The sequence below is a fragment of the Streptomyces sp. NBC_01546 genome (assembly GCF_045208355.1).
Classification (GTDB): domain Bacteria; phylum Actinomycetota; class Actinomycetes; order Streptomycetales; family Streptomycetaceae; genus Streptomyces.
On record NZ_CP109379.1, the window covers coordinates 1,338,923 to 1,354,628 of the forward strand.

Annotated in this window: 11 protein-coding genes; 2 read left to right on the plus strand and 9 right to left on the minus strand. The window is 70.5% G+C overall.

Annotated elements, in window-relative coordinates:
- Window positions 1–58 precede the first annotated feature (58 nt).
- The gene (locus tag OHA89_RS06565; RefSeq protein ID WP_406368414.1) at window positions 59–1,093 is read left to right on the plus strand and encodes an ABC transporter substrate-binding protein; all 1,035 of its coding nucleotides are present in this window, start codon (window positions 59–61) and stop codon (window positions 1,091–1,093) included.
- A 63-nt stretch (window positions 1,094–1,156) separates the two neighbouring features.
- Here the strand turns inward: OHA89_RS06565 and OHA89_RS06570 are convergent, their stop codons facing one another.
- A complete protein-coding gene (locus OHA89_RS06570; protein ID WP_266613478.1) occupies window positions 1,157–2,449 on the minus strand; it encodes a DUF2254 domain-containing protein in 1,293 nt (430 codons plus the stop codon).
- A gap of 232 nt (window positions 2,450–2,681) precedes the next feature.
- Here OHA89_RS06570 and OHA89_RS06575 point away from each other — a divergent pair, with 232 nt between their 5' ends.
- A complete protein-coding gene (locus OHA89_RS06575; protein ID WP_266613480.1) occupies window positions 2,682–4,529 on the plus strand; it encodes a glycoside hydrolase family 15 protein in 1,848 nt (615 codons plus the stop codon).
- Here the strand turns inward: OHA89_RS06575 and OHA89_RS06580 are convergent.
- The 8 genes from OHA89_RS06580 to OHA89_RS06615 all read right to left on the minus strand — a co-directional run bounded on the left by OHA89_RS06580 (window position 4,526) and on the right by OHA89_RS06615 (window position 15,628).
- The gene (locus OHA89_RS06580; RefSeq protein ID WP_266613481.1) at window positions 4,526–6,298 is read right to left on the minus strand and encodes a sodium:proton antiporter; all 1,773 of its coding nucleotides are present in this window, start codon (window positions 6,296–6,298) and stop codon (window positions 4,526–4,528) included. The two genes, OHA89_RS06575 and OHA89_RS06580, sit on opposite strands and share 4 nt — an antisense overlap.
- Window positions 6,299–6,370: 72 nt before the next feature.
- Window positions 6,371–7,423 (minus strand): cytochrome d ubiquinol oxidase subunit II, encoded by a 1,053-nt coding sequence (locus tag OHA89_RS06585; protein ID WP_406365643.1) that lies wholly within the window; start codon window positions 7,421–7,423, stop codon window positions 6,371–6,373.
- Complete coding sequence (locus OHA89_RS06590; protein WP_266613485.1) at window positions 7,423–8,901, minus strand: cytochrome ubiquinol oxidase subunit I; 1,479 nt, start codon at window positions 8,899–8,901, stop codon at window positions 7,423–7,425. The genes OHA89_RS06585 and OHA89_RS06590 overlap by 1 nt, the downstream gene beginning before the upstream one ends.
- 39 nt (window positions 8,902–8,940) lie before the next feature.
- Window positions 8,941–9,735 (minus strand): SDR family oxidoreductase, encoded by a 795-nt coding sequence (locus OHA89_RS06595; protein WP_406368416.1) that lies wholly within the window; start codon window positions 9,733–9,735, stop codon window positions 8,941–8,943.
- 205 nt (window positions 9,736–9,940) lie between these two features.
- On the minus strand, window positions 9,941–11,521 hold the full coding sequence (locus OHA89_RS06600) for a GMC oxidoreductase (RefSeq protein ID WP_266613488.1): 1,581 nt from the start codon (window positions 11,519–11,521) through the stop codon (window positions 9,941–9,943).
- A gap of 145 nt (window positions 11,522–11,666) precedes the next feature.
- Window positions 11,667–12,581, minus strand: a complete 915-nt coding sequence (locus tag OHA89_RS06605; protein ID WP_266613489.1) for a cyclase family protein — start codon at window positions 12,579–12,581, stop codon at window positions 11,667–11,669.
- 41 nt (window positions 12,582–12,622) lie between these two features.
- Window positions 12,623–14,107: a gluconokinase, GntK/IdnK-type gene (locus tag OHA89_RS06610; protein ID WP_266613491.1), complete on the minus strand. Its 1,485-nt coding sequence runs from the start codon at window positions 14,105–14,107 to the stop codon at window positions 12,623–12,625.
- Window positions 14,108–14,230: 123 nt separating this feature from the next.
- Window positions 14,231–15,628, minus strand: a complete 1,398-nt coding sequence (locus tag OHA89_RS06615; protein ID WP_266613493.1) for a chloride channel protein — start codon at window positions 15,626–15,628, stop codon at window positions 14,231–14,233.
- Window positions 15,629–15,706 lie beyond the last annotated feature (78 nt).

Consider the following 15,706-nt stretch of genomic DNA (forward strand, 5'->3'; position numbering starts at 1 on the left):
GGCGGCGGCCCTCGGCGCCTGCGGGGAAGAGCCCGCCGCCGCCCCCGTAGCACCCGCGGTGGCCACCTCCGCCGCGGACGCCGGTGGCATGGCGGCACTGACCGCGGCGGCGAAGAAGGAGGGCTCGCTCAACGCGATCGCGCTCCCGCGCGACTGGGCCAACTACGGCGCACTGATCGACGGCTTCGAGAAGAAGTACGGGATCAAGGTCATGGTGGAGGACCCGGAAGGCACCAGCCAGGACGAGATCAACGCCCTGAAGGAGCACCGGGGCGCAGGCCGCGCCCCCGACGTGGTCGACGTGGGGGGCTCGTTCGCTCAGTCCGCGGCCCGGCAGGGCCTGCTCGCTCCGTACGAGGTCGCCCCGTTCGACCAGATCCCCAAGGAACAGAAGGACCCCCACGCCCGCTGGTACAACGACTACGGCGGTTACATCTCGATCGGCTGTGACGCCAAGCGGGTCAAGACCTGCCCCTCGACCTTCGCCGATCTGCGCAAGCCCGAGTACAAGGGCCAGGTCTCGCTCAACGGCGACCCCACCAAGTCCGGCTCCGCCTTCGCCGGCGTGTATGCGGCGGCCCTGGCGAACGGCGGTTCCTTCGACAACATCCAGCCCGGCATCGACTTCTTCGCCGAGCTCCGCAAGAACGGAAACTTCATCCCCGTCGAATCCACCCCGGCCACGATCGCGAAGGGCCAGACCCCGATCAGCATCGACTGGGACTTCCTCAACCTCGGATACGCCGACGATTTCCGCAAAAAGGGCGGGAACGTCGACTGGCGGACCGCCATCCCCTTCGACGGCAGCTTCGCCGAGTACTACGCGAACGCGGTGAACAAGGACGCCCCGCATCCCGCGGCGGCACGTCTGTGGCAGGAGTACTCCTTCAGCCCGGAGGGCCAGAACATCCGGCTCGGTGCCTACGCACGCCCCGTCCTCATGGACGCCATGGAGAAGGACGGCACCCTCGACAAGGCCGCCGCAGCGAAACTTCCGACCGTCGAGGGCACGCCGACGTTTCCGACGGAGGCACAGACGGAGAAGGCGAGAGAGACCGTCAACCGCGGCTGGGCCGAGGCCGTCTCGGGCTGAGGACCGGGGCTGCTCCCTGCGAACGTGCTCCGCAAGCCCGGCAGGCCCGGCAAGCCCGGCAACTCATCGGGAGGGCTCGCTCCGGGGACGCCGCTCACCGCCGATGCCCTGCCGGTCGGCCGTCTGCGCGCTGGCGCGCCGGGCGGGGTCGGTGAACGCCCGCCGGACGGCTTCCTCGAGGAGGGCGAGCTCCGCGCGCACCGCCGGCAGACGCTCGGCCGGCTGGGTTTCGAGCAGGTCCTCCAGCAGCGCGCGGAGCCGCCTGCACACCTGGAGGGACGTGGACCCGTACTCACGGATTTCGGTGACGCCGAGCTGCAGGTAGTCATCCCAGCCCCGGCCCGACACCACCAGCCGGGGCCGGCCCTGATCGTCGGCGAGCACGTACCGGCCGCGGAGCCGGGCCCGGCCGACCACGTGCAGGAACGTGTTGATGTGGTTGAGCACCTGCACGGCGGTCGTGGGGTCGTTCACGGCGGGCGAGAGGGCACGGATGGCGATGTCGACGAGGATGCGCAGGGAGAAGGCGGGGTCCTGCTCGATGGTGCGCTCGGTTCCGAGGGCGACGAGCCCGGTCACCCGCCGCGGGTCGGGCGTCCGCGCGGCCCCGTGGGCCTCGACGAGAGTGGTGCCGGGCGGTACGAAGTCGCCCACCTGGTGGGCCAGTACGAGGACGCAGTCGTGGCGGACGGCGGCGGCGATCAGCCCCTTCGCGTCGAACGCCTGGATGACTCCGCCCCGTTCGGACCGGATGTGGGTCACCGGACCGGCAGGCGGCAGGGAATCGTCGCGTGCCGAGGAGTGGTGGACCCGTTCCGTCGCGCGCAAGAGCACCTTCTCGCCCAAGCGCCCCACCAGGTCGGCGATGGCCACGGGCCGGAGGTTGTGGGTGAACCGGTTGAGGTAGATCAGCAGGAGCATGAGGCTGACGGAGACGGCCACGCCGGAGAGGGTCACCCCCAGGTCGGGGACGGTGTCCGACTCGATTTTGCGCAACAGGGAAAAGGCGTACGCGAACGTTCCGGTGAACGTGGCGAGCACGGCCTTCTGCAGCCGGTCGCGGTACCACAGGCGCATGTAGCGCGGGGACAGCGTTCCCGTGGCCTGCTGGACGACGAGTACACCGATGGTCACCACGAACCCCAGCAGCGCGACCATGGATCCGACGACCGAGCTGAGCACGGTGCTCGCGGTCGTCGCGGAGTACTGCCAGTTGTCCGGCAGCCAGCCCGCTTTATGCACACCGGCAACCCACTCGGCGAACACCGCGCCCAGCAGGAGTCCGATCAGGGGGATGATCCACAGACTCGCCTTGGCGTACTGCCGCAACCGGAAGCGCGCCGCCCAGGACATCATCGTCCGCTCCCGCGCGGTCCGCACCGCGGACCGCCGTGGGTTTCGGGAGCCGGCGCAAGGTTCGACAGCACGGGCAGCCTCCGGATTCGGCGGTGCGATGCGGCCTGAACATCCACTTCGTGCGTTCTCATGCTAAAGGCGATTCCCGGCAGACGCAGAGGCAGCCCGCTCGGCAGGCTGGCCGCGAATTCCGCGCCTAAGCTGACTGGGTGGCGTCGGAAGGGGTCCTCCCATGGCTGACTACCCGCTGATCGAAAACCATGGCCTGATCGGTGATCTGCAGACCGCGGCATTGGTGACCACTGAAGGAACAATCGACTGGTTCTGCTGCCCGCGTTTCGATTCGCCCAGCGTGTTCGGCGCGCTTCTCGACTGGGAGAAGGGCGGGCATTTCACGGTCAAACCGACGGACGAGACGTACACCACGAAGCAGTTGTACCTGCCGGACACCGCGATTCTCGTGACGCGGTTCATGACCGAGGCCGGTGCGGGCGAGGTGGTCGACTTCATGCCCGTGACCGGAACGACGGCCACGGACCGCCACTGCCTGGTCCGGATGCTCCGGTGCGTACGCGGCAGCATGACGTTCCAAGTCGACATCGCCCCACGGTTCGACTACGGCCGGGGGTCCCACACCCTGCACCTCACCGAGAACGGGGCGGTGTTCGCCTCGGAGGACCTGGAACTCACCCTCAGCGTGGTGCGGGAGCCGGAGGACGAACGGGTGGTGCACACCCTCACCGGCGAACACGACCTGCGCGTCACGCTTCCGCTCGAGGCCGGACAACAGCGGGGTCTGGTCATGGAGTCGGCCGCGCAGGGGCCGCCCCGCGAGATCCGCGTCGCCGAGTTCCAGGAGCTCTTCGACGACACCAGGCAGTACTGGCGGTCGTGGCTCCATCAGTCCCGCTACTCGGGCCGCTGGCGCGAGATGGTGGAGCGCTCCGCCGTGACGCTGAAGCTGATGACGTACGCACCCAGCGGGGCCCTGGTTGCGGCCCCCACGGCAGGTCTGCCGGAGCAATTGGGCGGCGAACGCAACTGGGACTACCGGTTCACCTGGATCCGTGACGCGTCCTTCTCCGTGTACGCCCTGCTGGGACTGGGGTTCACGGAGGAGGCGAGGGCATTCATCGGCTGGCTGAGCGACCGGGTGAAGGAGAAGGCCGGCAGCGACACCGGCACGGGACCGCTGAACATCATGTACCGGGTGGACGGTTCCTCCGATCTCTACGAAGAGACCCTGGACCACTGGGAGGGATACCAGGGATCCTCCCCGGTGCGCATAGGCAACGGCGCGGCGACCCAGTTGCAGCTGGACATCTACGGCGAGGCACTCGACAGCATCTCTTTCGCCCACCAGCACGGCATCCACCTGGACATCCGGGGCTGGACTTCGCTGCGCACCCTGCTGGACTGGCTCGTGGACCACTGGGACCAGGCCGGTGAGGGGCTGTGGGAAACCCGCGGCGGGCGCAAGCACTTCACCTACGGCCGGGTCATGTCCTGGGTCGCGTTCGACCGCGCGCTGCGGCTGGCGGTCGCCCACGGCCGACCGGCCGAGAGCGGCCGCTGGGCCGCCGAGCGCGACAACATCTACGAGCAGATCCTGGCGAAGGGCTGGGACCCGGAGCGCAGGGCGTTCGTCCAGCACTACGGCAGCGATGTGCTCGACTCGTCGCTGCTGCGGATGCCGACGGTGGGTTTCATCACGCCGGACGACCCGATGTGGACGTCCACCCTGGACGCGATGGACCGGGAGCTGGTGACCGACAGCCTGGTCTACCGCTACAACCCCGAGGCCTCGCCGGACGGTCTGCGCGGCTCCGAGGGAACCTTCTCCCTGTGCACGTTCATGTACGTCGACGCCCTGGCGCGGGCCGGGCGGACCGATCAGGCCAGGCTCGTGCTCGAGAAGATGATGACGTACGCCAACCACCTGGGCCTGTACTCCGAGGAGATCGCCCTGACGGGCCGGCAGCTCGGCAACTTCCCGCAGGCGTTCACCCATCTGGCGCTCATCGATGCGGCCATCACCCTGGACGAGACCCTGAACCGGGTGGGGCAGGGCGGGCGTTAGGCCATGGGAGGCGGTACGGGGCCGAGCAGAACGACAACGTCGCCTTCTTCCGGGGTGACGGCCTGCGTCTCGTCGACCGGCTCCAGCCGGCCGTCGGCACGGACGACGAACAGCATTTCGTGCCCCGGCGGGGGCGGATCGGAGGCGGGCTGCACCAGGAACCGGGCGCCCTGCTCGTACCGTGCCGCCAGGACGTGCCTGACGAGTGAACCGCCGAAGAGGACGGCGCCGCCCGTATAGGGCGCGACGACACCGTGGCTCTCGTGGGGCGGTCCCACCCGGTAGACGGGGCCCTCGACGTTGTCCTCGACCAGCACCGAGGCGAGCGCGTTGAAGTCGTCGTCATCGGTGAGCAGGAGGACGGCGTTGACTCCCTCCAGCCGCGCCCTCGGGTTGGTGGCCGTCGCCAGCAGGTCCCCTCTGGCGAGTTTGATCCCGGCGTCCTTGATCCGGGCGCGCTCCTCCTCCAGTCCCGCCCACATCTGTACGTCGAGCCCCGCCGACCGCAGGGCTCTTCCGAGTGCGATCACCCACGGTGCGCCGCCCACCAGGAGGGGCCGCGTGCGGTTCGGCCGGGCGACGCCGAGCCGCCGGGCCACGGGTCCGGCGGTCAGGGCGTACAGCACGACCGTCGAGACGATCACCAGGAAGGTGATGGGCAGGATTTTGGAAGCCCCGCGCAGCCCCAGTTCGACGAGGCTCGCGGCGAAGGCCGCCGCGGTCGAGGCCGCGACGATGCCGCGCGGGGCCATCCATCCCGCGAACGCCCGTTCCCCCAAGGTCATGTCCTTGCCCATGGTGGCGGTGAAGGCCACGAGCGGCCGCACGATGAGGACGAGGAACGCGACGAGGACGAGCGTGGGAAGGAGCACGGGCGTCAGGGAGGCCGGGGTGACGCTCGCCGAGATGGAGATGAACAGCAGCCCGATGATCAGCTGGACCAGTGTCTCGAAGAAGGGCCGGCGGGCGGGCATATCGAAGCCCCGGATGTTGGCCGCGGCCATGCCGATGACGATCGCGGCGATGAGCCCCGTGTCGTCGCGCACGATGTCGCACCCTGCCGACACGGCGATCACCGTGGCCAGTTGCGCCAGCGTACCGAGGGCCTCGCCGAGCCGGAGCACGCGCAGGGTCAGCCACAGCAGCGCCACCCCCACGGCCCCGCCGACGAGGCCGACGGCCATGCTGATGAGGAACTGGCCGATCTGGTACCCCCGGCCGATGTCGATCTGGTGCGTCGTGGCGATGGCGTGGAAGACCAGTGCGCCGAGGATGGCGCCGATCGGGTCGGTCAGCGTCCCTTCCCAGATCAGCAGGCGCCGGACCTTGTCCGTCGGCCGCACGTACTGGAGCAGGGGCCCCACGACCGTGGGCCCCGACACGACGAGGATCATGCCCACCATCGCCGACACCCTGAGCGACATGCTGAACAGGGCCGGGGCGACGGCGCAGACGGCCAGGAAGGTGAAGGCCACTCCGAAGAGCAGCAGCCTGCCCACGACCGCGCGGGTGTGGCCGGTGAGGTTGCGCAGGTCCAGGCCGAGCCCGGCGTCGTAGAGGATCACTGCCACGGACAGGGACACCAGGGCGGAGAAGTCCTCCCCGATCAGCTGGTCCGGATGGACGACGTCGGTCATGGCGCCCGCGGCGAAGCCCGCCGGCAGCAGCAGGATCAGCGCGGGGACGCGCAGTTTGCTCGCGAGGATCTGGCAGGCGGTGGCCAGGGCCACGACCAGGGCGATGCCGAGGAGGATGTCGTCCTCGCTCACAGCGGTTTCCTTCCTCGCCGCACGGGCGCGATGGGGGACTCGACGGGGCGGTGCGCGGCCCCGCCCGCGCGCTCAGTCGCCGTCGATCACGTCACCCCGGGTGGGGCCGGTGCGCCGCAGGTCGGATTCGGTGAGGGGTTCCAGCTCGCCGTGGGTGTCCAGCCAGTAGAGGAAAAAGACGGCCGGGGCGACGAGCAGCAGGGCAACGAGGCTGACCACCGACAGCCAGACCAGCGTCTGGGAGTCGCCTGCGGCATCCGCCACCGTCAGGGACGTGGGGATGAGGTAGGGATGTTGTGCGATCCCCCAGGCGAAGACGGCCGCGCCGACGACACCGACGGCGCTGAAGCGGGCCCAGTGCCTCTGCCCCCGCAGCACGAGCAGTCCCGTGCCGGCGAAGCACACCACGGACACGATCGCGAGGGCGAGCCCCGCACCGTGGGTCAGTCCGTGCCAGACATGGGGTGCATCGCCGCGGGTGACGAGGAGCACGCCCACAGCGAGCAGGGCGACCGCGACGAGACTGACGAGGGCGCGCAGCCGGAAGTAGCCGACGAGGTCGGGTGCGTCGAAGCGCGCGGCGTCGGCGGTCAGGAACACGGCGCCGAGGAGTGCGGTCCCGGCGACCGTGAGCAGCCCGAACAGGAGGGACGCGGGGTTGGCCCACGCGTCCGCCGAGGCCTCGGTACCCGGCGCGATCCGGCCGGTGGCGACGGCGCCGACGGCCGCCCCGAGGAAGAACGGGGTGAGCAGGGAGGCGATGGCGAACAAGGCGCCGTAGAGGCGCCGCCGGGCCAGCCGACTGCTGGGCTTGCGCAGGGCGAACCCGGCGCCGCGCAGGACCGTGCCGAGGACGGCCAGTGCCAGGGGGAGCCACAGCGCGGTGAACACCGTCTGGAACAGCACGGGGAACCCAGTCCACATGAGGACGAGGACGAAGATCAGCCAGACGTTGTTGACCTCCCACACCGGCGCCATGGCGTGGTCGATCAGCCATCGCGGGCGCTTGCCGCGCTCGGCCCCGCCGGCCGTCAGGTCCCAGAAGCCCGCCCCGTAGTCGGTCCCGCCGGCGCAGGCGTACGCGGCCACTGCGAGCAGCATCACGAAAGCGACGAGGTCGGCCATCACATTCCACCGCCCCCGGAAGGAGTCGAGCCGCTGTCGCCCGAGGAGGCGTCGCCGGCCGGGACGGGAGGGCGCGGACCGTAGGGGGTGACCGCCTCCGGTGCCTCCGCCATCCGCCCGTCCGCCTCGTCCGCCAGGCGCCAGCGGTCGCGCATCTTCAGCAGGACGGTCAGGAATGCCCCGAAGATAAACAGGTACACCACGATCACCAGGCCGAACATGATCCAGAGGGTGGTGGAGCGGGTGGATGTCACGGCCTCGGCGACGCGCATGTTCTGGTAGACGATCCAGGGCTGGCGCCCCACCTCGGTCGTGATCCAGCCGCATTCGACCGCGACGACGGAGCCGACGCCGGCGCAGGCGGCGCCGCGGTAGAACCACTTGGAGTCGGGCAGCCGGCGACGGCGCAGCCAGACCAGGCCGTACACGAGGGCGAGGAGCAGGAGCAGGGAGCCGATTCCGACCATGGTGTCGAAGGCCCAGTGGGCGATCGTGGCCTGAGTGGCGTTCGGCCGGTCGTTCGCCGGTACGGAGGCCAGCCCGGTCACCGTGGTGTCTGGGCTGAACCCGGCCAGGATGGAGTCGAGCTGGGGGATCTTGATGCCGCCGGAGACGGTGCCGTCCGGATGGAGCCGGCCGTAGAGGTACTCCGGAACGTGGGTGTCGGTCTCCCAGACGATCTCCATAGCCGCGAATTTCACGGGCTGCTTCTGGAACACCTGCCGGGCGATCGAGTCCCCCAGCATGAACTGCACCGGAGTGGCCACCGCGGCGATGGTGAAGGGGACCGCGAAGCCGAGCCGGTGGTAGCGGTCCCGGCGGCCGCGCAGCCATCCGACGGCGTAGACGCCCGCCACGACGTAGCCCGCCGTCACCAGCATCGCCACCACGAAGTGCCAGTACTCGGGCCCGAACATCGGGGTGAAGATGGCCTTCCAGACGTCCACGTCCACCGGGTTGCCCTCGGAGTCGAGTGTGAACCCCTGTGGGGTGTTCATCCACGAGTTGGCGGCCAGGATGCCGAAGGCCCCGAGCAGCGCGGTGGCCGGCAGCGGCAGCCCGAGCAGGAAGTGGGTGCGTGGCTTCAGCCTGCGCCAGCCGTACAGGTAGATGGCGATGAGCACCGCTTCGAGGAAGAACGCCCAGGCCTCGACGCCGAACCCGATGCCGAAGACATCGCCCCACTTGCCCATCAGTCCCGGCCAGAGCAGGCCGAACTCGAACGACAGCACGGTGCCGGTGACGACTCCGATCGCGAACTGCACGGCCATCACGGCCGACCAGCGCCGGGCCAGCAGCAGGGCCGTGGCGTCGTTCCGGCGCAGGCCGCGGTAGTGCATGACGAGGGTGATGAACGGCAGTGCCACTCCCATCGGCACCAGGATGATGTGGGAGGCGAGGGTGAACGCCATGAGCTCCCTGGCCGGGAGCAGCTGGGCGGGGGCGTCTGCCGCCAGCAGTTGGACCGTGGTGTGCATGCGTTCCTTTGCCGCTCGGGATGACTGGCCGGACGGGGGTCAGCCGCCGGTGGCGAAGCCGGGGAAGAGGGTCATCCCGCCGTCCACGTAGAGCGTGGTGCCCACCACGTAGTCCATGAGGTCGGAGGCGAGGGCCACCGCGGCGTAGGCGATGTCCTCGGGCTCGCCGATGCGCTCGTACGGGATCAGCCGGAGCAGATCCGTCCGCGCCTGTTCCGTCTCCCACGCGCCCCGGTTGATCGGTGTCTTGATGGCTCCGGGAGCGATGGCGTTCACGCGGATCTTCTTGGGCGCGAGTTCCTGGGCCAGGGTCGCCATCATCATCTGCACGCCCCCCTTGGAGGAGGCGTAGTTCACGTGCCCCGCCCAGGGGATGATCTGGTGGACGGAGCTCATGCAGATGATCTTTCCGGCGGCACGGGACACCTCCGGGACGACGCCGCGGCGCAGGAACTCCTTGGTCGCCTCCCGCGCGCACAGGAACTGGCCCGTGAGGTTGACGTCGAGCACCTTCTGCCACTGGGCGAGCGTCATCTCCTCGAAGGGGGCGTCGCGCTGCAGTCCGGCGTTGGCGACCAGGATGTCGATCGTGCCGAACTCCTGGACCATCCGGTCCATCATGGCCACGACCTGGTCCTCCTGGGACACGTCCGCCTCGTACGCGGCAGCGCGCACGCCGAACGAGGCGATCTCCGCGACCACCTTCTCGGCCTCTTCCTTGCCGGCCACGTAGTTCACGACCACGTCGGCGCCGGCCCGGCCCAGGCCGATGGCCGTTGCCTTGCCGATTCCGCTGTTGGCGCCGGTGACCAGTGCTTTCTGGCCCTTGAGCAGGTGGGCGGGGATCACTGCCCGCGATGCACCCTCGGTGGAACTCACGATCGACTGCCTCCTCGACTGCCCGATCCGGTCCGCCGGACCGCGGCCCGACAGGGTCCGAAAGCCACCGAATCACCCTCTTCGGAGATCGGCGGCCCGGGAGGGGTGCTCTTGGGCCACGCGGCCGAGCATCACCCCCCGGTCGGAGGAAGCTGCGGGGTCAGCCCAGCCGTTCCAGCAGGTGGTCGCCCACCCGCAGGGCGTTCGCGATCGCCGTGAGGGACGGATTGACCGCGCCGATGCTCGGGAAGAAGCTCGTGTCGACCACGTACAGGTTGTCGAGATCGTGGGCCTTGCAGTTCACGTCCAGCGCGGACGTGGCCGGGTCGTCGCCGAACCGGACGGTGCCGGCCTGGTGCGCCGTGGCGCCGATCGGCATGCCCTTGTGGAGGTAGATGCTGCGCGACAGGAGGTGGTGCTCGTGCATCCCCAGATGACCGAGCATGCCCTGGAGCTTGTGCCGCAGGCGTTTCAGCCCCGCCGTGTTGTTCTTCTCGTCGAGCACGAGACGGATGGTGCCTTCCGCGTCGACGGTGACCCGGTTGTCGGGGAGGGGAAGGTCCTCGCCGCACAGCCAGAAGTCGACCGCGTGGTGGGCCATGACTTCGAAGGGCATGTCGGGGGTCACGGCGCCCGCCCAGCGGGGCGCCTCACCGTGGATCTGGTCGGAGTCCGACTTGCCGAGCATCTGGATGCCGCCCAGCGGGTAGTCCCAGTCGTCGGCACCGAGGTACCAGTCGTGCAGGGCCAGGGTCTTCTGGAACCTGGTGTCGTTGGGCTCCTTCGAAATGGCCATCAGGGCAAGGTTGTTGTGGCGCATGTAGTGTCGGCCGACCACGTCGGAGCTGTTGGCCAGGCCCTGGGGGTGGCGGTCGTTGGCCGAGGACAGGAGGAGTACCGCCGAGTTGACCGCCCCGCAGGCGACGACCACGATGTCTGCGGTGTAGGAGGCCTCGAGCCCGTCCTCGCTCCGGGTGACGACGCTGCTGACACTGCGTCCGGTCGGGTCGGTCTCCAGCCGCACCACCCGCGCATTGGTGATCATCTCGACGTTCGGGTGCCGCAGGGCCGGATCCACGCAGATCACCTGGGCGTCCGACTTGCCGCGCACCAGGCAGGGGAAGCCGTCCACGCGATCGCAGCGGATGCAGACGCTGGATTCGGTCGCCCGCCCGTTCTGGTCCTGGCTCAGGTTGACGCCGATGGGCAGGTGGAAGGGGTGCAGGCCCCGCTTCTCCAGGTCGTCGCTGAGCTGCTGGATCCGTGGCTCGTGTTCGACCGGCGGGTAGGCGTACTGGGCGCTGTACGACCCTTCCCACGGGTCCTCTCCGTGGCGTCCGTGGACCAGGTAGAGGTGCTCGGCCTCGGTGTAGTAGGGCTCCAGGTCCTCGTACCGGATCGGCCAGGCCGGCGACAGCCCGTCGTGGTGGCGGAGTTCCCCGAAGTCCTCGGGCCGCAGCCGGAAGAGGGCGGCGCCGTAGAACTTGGTGTTTCCCCCGACGTAGTAGTTGACCTCGGGCGGGAATTCGTCGCCGTGCTTGTCCAGCCAGAACTCCGGGGCACGGTACTTGCCCTTCACGAACACGGCGGTGGAGTCCCAGTTGTCCCGCTCGCGGGGGAGGTAGTCACCGCGTTCGAGGATGAGGACCCGTTTGCCGGACGGGGCGAGCCGGTGGGCGAGCGTACCGCCGCCGGCGCCTGAACCGATGATGACGACGTCGTAGTGCGGGGAGTCGCCCACGGCGACCACCGTCCTTGCGCTCGTGGGCCCCGCCTGTCACCGGGCCCTCTCTCTGCGCGCTGCCGGGACACGGCAGCCACCCCACCTCTTCGAACGTATCCCTCCTCTCCCCGAGCGGCGACCGGACGGCGCTCCCGCGCTGCCGTCACAGAACCGCGATCGGGTTCACGGGTGAGCCGGTGGCCGAGGGGAGCCGGAGCGGCGCGACCACGCACAGGAAGGACCACCGGCCCGCGCGTGCGCACGCCTCGGTCAAGTCCTCGAACTGCAGGTAGTCCATCAGCTGCAGTCCCATGGCGTGCATGGCCAGTACGTGCACGGGAAAGCCGATTCCGGCCACCGCGCTGGGGGCGGTGTCGTGGTTGCCGTCCGCGCCCAGGACGGAGACCCGCCGCTCGGCCAGGAACCGCACGGCCGTGGGATGAAGGCCGGCCCGGGCCCGCGCCGCGTCCCACGCCCCGCTCTCCCGGCGCCGCAGGCGATGCCCCACCCGTACGAACAGCAGGTCCCCCGGCCGGACCCGGACCCCTTGGGCGGCTTCCGCCGCGGTCAGGTCATCGGCGGTCACGTGATCCCCTGGCTCCAGCCAGGGCACGCCCCGCAGCCGTGGAACGTCCAGAAGCACGCCACGGCCGACGATGCCGTCGCTGACGGCCTCGACGGAGAGCTCACGGGCGCCCTCGGGCGTCACGCTGCTCGCCGGCACGCCGTTGTAGAGCTCCCCGTCGAACAGCACGTGGCAGAGCGCGTCGAGATGGCTGTCCGCGTCCCCGTGCACGTTCATCGCGAACCGGTCGCGGGCGAAGTGCAGCCCGGCGGCACCGGTCTCACCGGCAGCGGGGGCGATCATCCGGTGGTGTGCGGGGTCGGGGTTGTCCGGGCCGGGCAGGGTCTCGATGGGCGCGGCCAGGGACACCGTGAGTCCGGAGCGGACCTCGGCGGCGGCGGCCACCACGCGCTCGGGCGTCAAGTGGCAGAGCGCACCGCGCCGGTCGTCTGGGGCGCGCGGGCTCCTCTCGCGCAGCTCCTCGTACAGCGCGCGGAAGGCGTCAGCAGTCATGGGCTGCTGCTGCGGCGGCGTCGAGGGCCCGGTGTCCGGGGTCACCAGGACCCCCACGGGGCCAGGCACCACCGGAAGACGTGGCTGCCGCCCGGTTCCAGGACGGTGAGCGCCGTGCCGCTGCGCAACGCGTCGGCCGGGCAGGACATCGGCTCGATGGCGACGCCGCGCCGGCGCCGCCCGGGCTCCGGCAGCGTGTCCCCGGTGTAGACCTGCACGTACCGGATGCCCTCGATGAGCCGTACGTCGATGCCACGGAGCCCCGAAGGATGCGCCAGCCGTACCGCGCAGTGGCCCGCTGGGTCGCGCTCGAGCTCCGTGTACGCGGTGTCCAGGCGCTGCTCGCCGATGGGCCGGGCGGTGCGGAAGTCGTACGGTGTGCCCTCGACGGGCTCCTCACCGGTCGGCAGGCCGTGCTCGTCGGTGACGAGCCGGTGGCGGGCCGGCACGGTCAGCAGCGCGGTGTCCACCAGGTCGGTGCCCACGGTCAGATAGGGGTGCTGGCCCACGCCGTAAGGCGCGGCCGTGTCCCCCGCGTTGGTGGTGGTGACGGTGGTCTCGAGCCCCTCCCGGCCGAGCCGGTACTCGGCGGCGACCTCCAGCCGGTACGGGTACCCAGGCTGCGGGTAGAGGACGGTGCCCACCGTGACCGCGTCCTCGCTGCGGGCGAGCAGCCGCCACGGCACCCACCTCAGGAGCCCGTGGATGGCGTTGTTGTTCTCCGGTTCGGTCAGCGGGAGTTGCCGGTCCTCTCCGCCGAAGCCGTACCGCCCGCCCTTCACCCGGTTGGGCCAGGGCACGAGAAGCTGACCCCGTCCGCCGGTGATCGGCTCGTCGGCGGCGAACCCGTCGAGGAGCGGCCGCCCGCCCACCTCGTAGTGGCGCAGGGCGCCGCCCAACTCGACCACCACCGCCGCCTGTTCGCCGTGGCGCAGCCGCCACTGTTCTCCTGATGCTGTGGGGGGCATGTGCGGCTCCTCGGTCGGTACGGCGCAGAGCTGGGCGACGACGGCTGCGACAACGGCCTCCGGGGGCTGGTCGATGTCCACCACGCAGGCGTGCTCGTCGGGCTCCGGCTCCTGGAGGTCGGCGAACTGGCTGTCCAGCAGTTGTGCGGGGAAGAAGTGGCCGTGCCTGGACTGCAGCCGGGACCGGATGAGTTGCCGTGAACCGTGCAGATGGACCAGACGTACTTCAGGCCGTCCCCCGGCCAGTTGGTCCCGGTAGGCGCGTTTGAGAGCGGAGCAGGCGACGACAGCGGGTTCCCGCGCTGCGATCCGCCGGCCGATCCATGCCGCGACGGCTGCCAGCCACGGGCGTCGGTCCTCATCGGTCAGGGACTCGCCGGCCGCCATCCTGGCCCGGTTCGCCGGAGTGTGGAAGTCGTCGGCGTCCTGGTACGCCCAGCCGAGCCGGCCGGCCAGCAGCCGTGCCACGGTGGACTTCCCCGACCCCGCCACGCCGGTCACGAGCACCACGGCCGCGGGCACGTTCGCGCCGGGGGCTTCCGGCTGGTGACGCGCCATACGGCCTCCTTCGTGCGGTACCACCTGCCACCTGCCAGTCCCGTCTCCGGCCGGGTACTTCCACTCTCGGTACGCGCGGTCCGCGGCGCACCTCGGCGACCGTACGGGGACTACGGCGGCGACTCAGACGGAGCCGGACGGCTTGGCGGCAGGGGGAGCCGCGGTCTGCGGTTCCGCGGGTTTGCCCACGGGTGGGACGGGGGATCCGGGCGGCAGCAACTGGGTCGTCACGAAGGCCACGACAGCGGCCAGGATCACCACGGGGACCATGGCGACGCTGCCGAGCACCAGGACGACGAGCACGATGCTGCTGACCGGCAGCCGCAAGGCACTGGTCGTCGCGGCCGCCATGCCCGCGGCCATCCCCGGTACGACGCCCAGGCCCGGCAGGGGCGCGAGCAGCACGCCCACGGCACAGCCCAGGAACAGCGACGGAAACACCGGGCCGCCTCGCAGGCTGCCCAGGCACAGGGAGTAGGCCACGCCGGTGCAGAGCAGTACGGCGATCAGGGCCCAGACCCCCCAGGAATGCGGATCGGCGGCCAGCCGGCTCAGCGTCGCCTGGCCGGAAGACGCCACGTCCGCGGGCGACCGGCCGGTGGTGAGCGCGTACACGGCGCCGCAGACGCCGGCGGCCACGGCGCACAGGGTCGTATGGACGACGGGACGCTTCGAGACGAACCGCGCGGTCATCCGACCCCCTCCCATGATCAGGTGAACGGCGCCACCGATGGCCACTGCCATCAGGACCGACCAGATCACGTCCCCGGCATCGAGCCGCGGAGCGGGCACGCCCACCTTCACGGAGAGGCTGTTCGCATTGAATCCGGTCCAGCGGCCGAAGCCGGTGAACACGAGTGAGCCCACCCCGCTCGACAGGAGCGCGGGCAACATGACCGCGAACAGCTGCGGCCCGCCCACCCCGGCCACCTCGATGAGCATCACCCCCGCGATGAGCGGGTTCCCGAAGATCACCGCGACCGCGGCCGCGGCTCCTGCCGCGCCCAGGAGCGCCGTGCTCTTGGCCGTCGCCGGCGCCCGCGCCAGATCCCTGAAGAGCAGGGCCAGGCCGCAGCCGAGCGCGATCAGCGGGGCCTCCGGTCCGAGCGTGGCTCCGAGGGGAAGACTGATCACCGCGGCGAGGATCACGCTGGGCAGAGTCCTGGGCGTGATCCCGCCCATGTGCAGTCCCGCGGCGGGGATGTGGCCGCCGGCGCCGGGCATGCGGGAGGCCACGACCCCGACGGCCGCGCCGGCCACGAGCAGCAGCGGCAGCGGCCACCACCACGGCGGGGCGTCCCACCCCAGCGCCTCCGGCAGATCGCTCCACATCAGGTGCTCCAGCTTGTGGAGTGCGACCAGGAACCAGAACGCCACCAGCGACACCGGAACACCGATGAGGGCGCAGAACACGAGCGCCTTGAGATAGCCGGGGCTGCGCAGCAGTTCACGCAGCCGGTCCGCCTCTTCGGGCTGTGTCCCCCCGCCAGGGCCCGCGGGGCGCGGATCCGCCGCCGTCATCGGACGTGCCCCGTCTCGGTTGTGCACGTCCCTTTCAGGCCGGCTGTGCGGACGACGCCACGAAGGAGTCCGGGCATG

What these genes read in the sequence shown, in the direction of transcription:
- OHA89_RS06570 (WP_266613478.1), bottom strand. Translation starts at nt 2,449, where the DNA reads ATGATGTCCTGGGCGGCGCGCTTCCGGTTGCGGCAGTACGCCAAGGCG.
- OHA89_RS06575 (WP_266613480.1), top strand. Translation starts at nt 2,682, where the DNA reads ATGGCTGACTACCCGCTGATCGAAAACCATGGCCTGATCGGTGATCTG.
- OHA89_RS06585 (WP_406365643.1), bottom strand. Translation starts at nt 7,423, where the DNA reads ATGGCCGACCTCGTCGCTTTCGTGATGCTGCTCGCAGTGGCCGCGTAC.
- OHA89_RS06590 (WP_266613485.1), bottom strand. Translation starts at nt 8,901, where the DNA reads ATGCACACCACGGTCCAACTGCTGGCGGCAGACGCCCCCGCCCAGCTG.
- OHA89_RS06605 (WP_266613489.1), bottom strand. Translation starts at nt 12,581, where the DNA reads ATGACTGCTGACGCCTTCCGCGCGCTGTACGAGGAGCTGCGCGAGAGG.
- OHA89_RS06610 (WP_266613491.1), bottom strand. Translation starts at nt 14,107, where the DNA reads ATGGCGCGTCACCAGCCGGAAGCCCCCGGCGCGAACGTGCCCGCGGCC.
- OHA89_RS06615 (WP_266613493.1), bottom strand. Translation starts at nt 15,628, where the DNA reads ATGACGGCGGCGGATCCGCGCCCCGCGGGCCCTGGCGGGGGGACACAG.